This window comes from Promineifilum sp. (SeqCode) (genome assembly GCF_041918635.1).
Classification (GTDB): domain Bacteria; phylum Chloroflexota; class Anaerolineae; order Promineifilales; family Promineifilaceae; genus Promineifilum.
Genome location: NZ_JAYRVJ010000339.1, coordinates 1 through 5,578, shown reverse-complemented (window position 1 = coordinate 5,578; position 5,578 = coordinate 1). Strand labels below are relative to the sequence as shown.

The window sequence follows — 5,578 nt, the reverse complement described above, 5'->3', positions numbered from 1 at the left end:
TGCACGCCGTGGTAGAGCGTCGAGGCCAGATAGACTGACAGCAGGCTGATGCCGTAGACGGTGTAGCTGAAAAGGTGCCAGCCCGTCCCCCGCGTCGCGGCCAGGATGACCAGCACGACCAGCGCTGCCACACTGAGCGCTGCGCCGATGCCGTGCGTCACGCTATGGGCGATCTCCTCGCCGAGCGTATAATGCTCATTGACGCGCTGCATGCAGCGCTGCCGGAACGATAGGGAGGCAGTCGATTCTTCCATACCATACACTGTAAACGACGCCGCGCCGCGGCGCAAGCGCTAAAAGACCTGACAGGTGGGTGGCCGGAAGGCTCGTTTTTATCAGAGTACTGGTGGCCGCCCATCCGTCAGGGCTATCGCCAGATGCCGGGCACGTACACCATCTTGTCCAGGATGTGCACCCGCGTCATCAAGACCATCTGCCCCTCTCGTTGCAGCGTCAGCCGCGGCTGCCCGTCGCCGCCCAGCTTCATGCTGATCTCGATCTGTTCGGCCAGGCCGGGTGAGTGTCGCTCCCACGTCCCGTCGAGGGCGCGCCGGCCGTAGTGCACCAAGCCCGTAATGTCGCGGTAGACCACGTGCACCCGGCCGCTCAAATCCACCGCCAGATCGGCCTCGATCTGCCAGTCGTAATCTTCGCGTAGGAACTCGGTAGTCCAGTCATCGCCGGCCGGTTGCGCCAGCATCAGCTTGGCCGAGGAGAAGGGGGGATGGCCCCACTGTACCTGCCACTCGCTGACCAGAAGCCAAAGCTCATCGGCCGGAGCGAGCGCCGCCGCTTCTACTTGGCTGAACGGCAACGGTTGCTTCTCCCATACATTGGCCGACTGACGAACCGCGTGGATCATGTGTGGTTGGTCATCCGTGAGCACACTTGGACTATTTGGGTCGTTGTGGGTAGATCCAGTCGTCCTCATCGGCGGCAGCGGCCCGTGGTAGATCACATGCGGTCGCCTCTGACTATCAATGACTAACCATAAGCGCGCCGCATAGCGACCAGGCTGCTCCACAATCTCGGTTTGCCACACGCCTTCATCGTCACGCGTCATGTAAACGACGTTATTGGATTGTTGTATGAGAGCGATATGTGGCCGGCCGCCGCGGTCGACGCGCAGCGACGCCGAGCGTCCACCCTCGGCGATCATTTCCATCTGCCACGTGTCCTTCTCCAGACATCCAAAGAACAGCAGCGGATCGCTCCCCGCGCTGGCATAGGCGACGCAGGGCACGCCGTCCGGGGTCAGCGCCAGGTCGAAGCTCAAGTCGCCGGGAGTATACGGGGTGTAGGCGATATCGCCGAAGGCCCACGCCTCCGCCGGCCGGACGGCATAGCGCAACATGCCGGTCGCGGTGTCGTGGTATACCAGATGCGGGCGGTCGGCTGCGTCCAGCGCCAGGGCGTTGGCGTAGCCGCTGGGAGCGACGGGGTCGCTCTGCCAGTAGGGCGCGGGAATAGGCTCGTGGGGGATGGCTCCTTCCGATACAGCCAGGGCCGGAGTCAGTCCGCCCAACAGCCACAACAAGGCCAGGACGAACTTCTTCATGCCTACAGTATAATCCTCGCCGCGCGGTGGCACAATGGGCTTATAGGGCGTGCGCCCCCTCTCGATGGGTCTCCTGTCGCGTCTTCAACCAGCCATACCCACCGGTGAACGTCACCACGACGATGACCGCCAGATAGAGCCAGGCGGCCGCGCTGTTCCACGCCGGCGTCGCCGCGAACCGGGCCAGATTGACCAGTTGCAGCACGCCCAGCACCGTGTAACCGGCCATCATCGCCGGCAGCCTCGGCCAATCGTTTTCCCAGGCGGCGTGCAGGGCCAACGCGCCCATGGCGACGGCCCATCCGCCGAGCGCGCGGGCCGTTAGCGGCGTCAATTCCCACGGCCAGATGTCCATCCCCAGCGCCGGCGTCAGGAACAGAATCGCCCCCACCAGCACGCAGATGATCCCCTGAACGACCAGCAAGGCCCGATACCAACCCGGCAACGGGGCGACGCGCGGCGGGTCTGTCCCCGGCTGGCGGAGCTGGATGAGGAGCGCCAGCGGCATGACGACCGGAAAGAGCGCGTAGGCCACCAGCCACAGCCAGGCCAGAAAGCGGGTGAAGGCGGCGGGGTGGTTGAAGTGGAACCGGTCGAGGTGGAGCAGCGTGGCGATGAGCAGCAGGACGGAGATGATGAAGATGGCCGGGAAGGCGATGCGCGCCCGCGCCCAGATGGTCTGTCGCGCCGCGAGAAAGGCCAGAAAGAAAGCGCCCAGATAGGCCGCGCCCAACGTAGCGGCCGTCAGCGGCGGTTTGATCGGCCAGGCGGCCAACGTGTCTGTCCGATCCGGCAGCACGAACAGCAGCGCGATGGGAGCTACCAACACGGATGCGGCATAGAGCAGCACGCGCATAGCCGGGACGACAGGTTTGACGCCACGCGGTACAGGCACGTTCATGCCGACCTCTGCGCCGCCAGATACCGGCTGTCACGAGACGCCCGCCACCAGCCGAACCCTCCGACCAACGTAGCCGCGGCCATGAAGAGCGTGTAGACGATGGCCGAGGTTCTACCCCAGTCCAGCGTGCCGGCGAAGCGCACCAGGTTGAAAAGCTGGAGCAGCCCGAGTAGGCACAGCGCAACGGCTGCGCCGCGCAACCGCGCCCCGTCATTCTCCCAAGCCGCGTGCAGGATCACAAAGCCGATGCCCACGCTCCACGCGCCAACGGCCCGGCAGGTGAGGGGCGTCAACTCCCACGGCCACAGCGGGATGGCGCGGGCCGGCGCGATGAACATCAGCGCGCCGAACAGTAGCATTGGCGCGCCCAGCGCGACGAGCGCCAATCGATACCAGGTCGCCAGCGGCGCGAGGCGCGGCGGGTCTACCTGGGGCGGCCGCGTCTGGCGGAAGAGCGCGTAGCTGAAAAAGATGGGATCGAGGATGTAGACGAGGAGCCACACCCACGTGACGAAACGGGTAAACAGGTTGGGCGCGTCGAGATGAAAGCGGTCGAGGTGGATGAACGTCGCCAGGGTGGTCAGCGCCGTGAAGAGTATCACGCCGGGCACGGCCACCCGCGCCCGCGCCCATACCGTTTCGCGCGCGGCCAGGTAGGTCATCGGCGCGCTGGCCAGATAGCTGGCCCCCAGCACGGCGGCGGTCAGCGGTGGGTTGATTGTCCAGGCGAAGAGGGTCTCGGTGCGGGCAGGGAAGAGGAAGAGAAAGAAGCTGATCGAGATGACGAGGATGGTTGAGGCGTAAAGCATCCTGCGCATGACTGGCAGTAGCCGCGTGGCATCCGTAACCGCGCCGGTGGTCATAGAGCATACTCTCCTGTAAGCGATAGATGGCTATTCAATTGGCCCTGTGCATTGTAAATGATCGCGGCGGCGATTGGAAGAGGGGGAAATGAATATCCGGTAGGGGCGCACCTGCGTGTGCGCCCTGGGCAGACAACGCGGTGTGTGCGCCCTGGGGGCAGACACGCAGGTCTGCCCCTACGCGATGTCTACCACACGCCGGGCAGCAGCCGGTAGCGCGTCTTCTGAGCGTACTCCTGATAGCCGGGCAGCTCGGCCATCAACGTCCGATCCTCATTTGCCGTCCGCCAGATGAACAGCACGCTGCTGAGCGCCAGGGGGATCGCCATCCACCACGACGCAAAAGCCGCCGGCGAGAAGATATAGCCGAAGAGCGTGGCGCTATAGAGCGGGTGGCGAACGTAACGGTAAGGACCGGTAGTGATGACGTGCTGGCCGCGCTCCACCTCCACGCGCACCGTCGTCGCGGCGTAGGCGTTGACGAGCATCACCCAGTACGGCATGATGAGGCCGGGCAGAATTCCGATGAAGCCGGCGATCTGGAGCCACAGCGGCACGCTTGACCAGCCGAAGCGGTGATCCAGCCCGGCGACGATCAGCGTACTCAGGCCGATCGGCACAGACAGCCGGGCGAAGAGCCGGTCGAATGGCTTGGTGTTCTCCGAAGGCCGGCCGCGCTCGTTGATGATCGCCGGGTTCTTCCGGGCGACGTAGAGGCCGCCGGTGAGGATGGCGAACAGAAACAGACCGAGGTACATCCAGGCATTCCACCAGCGCAGCGTGCCGGCCGGGACAAACAGGCATAGCGCGTAGACGGCCATCATGGCGAAGACCTGGATGAAGCGGCGGCGGCCGTATTCGTTCAGGCCCTCTTGGGGTTGTTGAGCAGTTAATTGGGACATTGGCTCCTCCTGTAGCGCGGCTTGTCAACCCGCCCTACATCTTCATCATACCACACATTGCGCTCGTTCGTGGTCAGGCAATTCATTGCCGTTCTTCCCCAGAGCTTTTCAGTAGTCGGTCACAGCGTCCAGACCTGTCAGGTCTTTAGTCAACGAACCCATCCCTACCACACCCCCGGAACCAGCCGGTAGCGCGTCTGCCGCGCATACTCGCGGTAGCCAGGCAACTTTTCCTGCAACGTGGCGTCCTCCAATCGCGTGCGCCAGACGAACAGCGCGATGCCCAGCGCCGCCGGGACGAACAGCCACCACGACCCCAGGCTCAGCGCCGCGGCGACCCAGGCCAGCAGCGTGCCGCTGTACATAGGATGCCGCACGAAGCGGTACGGGCCGGTGGTGACGACGCGATGCCCCTCTTGCAGTCGTACCACCCGCGAAGCGTAGGCGTTGGTCGCCAGCACCCAACTGGCAATCGCCAGCGACGCGACCAGCAGCGCCAGGCCGGCCAGCTGGAGCGGGGCGGGCATCGTTGACCAGCCGAAGCGATGATCCAACCCGCCGACGATCAGCCCGCCGAAAATGGTCAGCGGCATAACGCGGTGAAAGCGCCGGTCAAATGCCTCCGTGTTGGTCGAACGCCGGCCGCGCTCATTGATGACCGCCGGGTTGACCGAGGCCACCCAGGCCAGCCCCAGCGTGAAGCACAGCGCGTACACGCCGAAGTACGCCCAGGCCGCGGCCCAGCGCAGCGTGCCGGCGGCCAGGAAAGCGACCCCGGCCTGCGCCGCGGTGAAGAGCAGGACGCCGAGGAACAGGCGCGCGCCGTTGCGGTTGAGCCGCGCGGCGGCCGGTTGGGTTTCAGTCAGTTCTGTCATCTCGATTCTCCAGTAACGAACCTTATACGTGAATGAATGCCGCTCGCGCGCGCTCGCGGCCGTCGGCCGTCAGCCGCAGGTCGCCGTTGCTGCGCCGCACCAGCCCCTCGCGCTCGGCCTGGCCGACGACGGTCGCGGCGAAGTTAGGCTCCCACCGCATGTGATAGTGAAGGTGATCCACGCGGCACTCGTTCGCCATCTCCGGCGTGTTCTCGTGGTTCAGCAGGTGGATAGCCAGCGCCGTCTGGGCGAACTCCCAGCGCTGCCGGGCGCGGCGCAACCCCTGGGCCGCCAGCCCGCGCTCCGGCGCGACGAGGAACACCAACAGGAACAGCACGCCCAGCACCCCGGCGATAGAGCCGGCCGGGTTGGCGTCGAGCGCCCGCGCCAGCCAGAAGCCGCCGATGGCTCCTGCCGCGGCCAGCGCCGCGCTGTAGAGCAGCATGCGGCTCAGCCGGTCGGTCAGCAGGTAGGCGGCG

The 5,578-nt window shown here is 65.5% G+C and carries 6 protein-coding genes and 1 pseudogene; all 7 read right to left on the bottom strand.

The window, feature by feature from the left end:
• A partial coding sequence (locus tag ACE3UY_RS10945) for a hemolysin III family protein (RefSeq protein WP_374687566.1) occupies positions 1-254 on the bottom strand: 254 nt, incomplete at its 3' end.
• 113 nt (positions 255-367) lie between these two features.
• On the bottom strand, positions 368-1,558 hold the full coding sequence (locus tag ACE3UY_RS10940; protein WP_374687565.1) for a hypothetical protein: 1,191 nt from the start codon (positions 1,556-1,558) through the stop codon (positions 368-370).
• A gap of 40 nt (positions 1,559-1,598) precedes the next feature.
• The gene (locus ACE3UY_RS10935; RefSeq protein ID WP_374687564.1) at positions 1,599-2,459 is read right to left on the bottom strand and encodes a hypothetical protein; all 861 of its coding nucleotides are present in this window, start codon (positions 2,457-2,459) and stop codon (positions 1,599-1,601) included.
• Positions 2,456-3,322 carry a hypothetical protein gene (locus ACE3UY_RS10930; RefSeq protein ID WP_374687563.1) on the bottom strand — a complete coding sequence of 289 codons (867 nt, stop codon included), beginning with the start codon at positions 3,320-3,322 and terminating at the stop codon, positions 2,456-2,458. The genes ACE3UY_RS10935 and ACE3UY_RS10930 overlap by 4 nt, the downstream gene beginning before the upstream one ends.
• Positions 3,323-3,510: 188 nt before the next feature.
• Complete coding sequence (locus ACE3UY_RS10925; protein WP_374687562.1) at positions 3,511-4,224, bottom strand: isoprenylcysteine carboxylmethyltransferase family protein; 714 nt, start codon at positions 4,222-4,224, stop codon at positions 3,511-3,513.
• Positions 4,225-4,388: 164 nt separating this feature from the next.
• Positions 4,389-5,099 (bottom strand): isoprenylcysteine carboxylmethyltransferase family protein, encoded by a 711-nt coding sequence (locus ACE3UY_RS10920; protein WP_374687561.1) that lies wholly within the window; start codon positions 5,097-5,099, stop codon positions 4,389-4,391.
• 22 nt (positions 5,100-5,121) lie between these two features.
• Positions 5,122-5,578, bottom strand: a pseudogene (locus ACE3UY_RS10915) (metal ABC transporter permease); the annotation flags it as partial.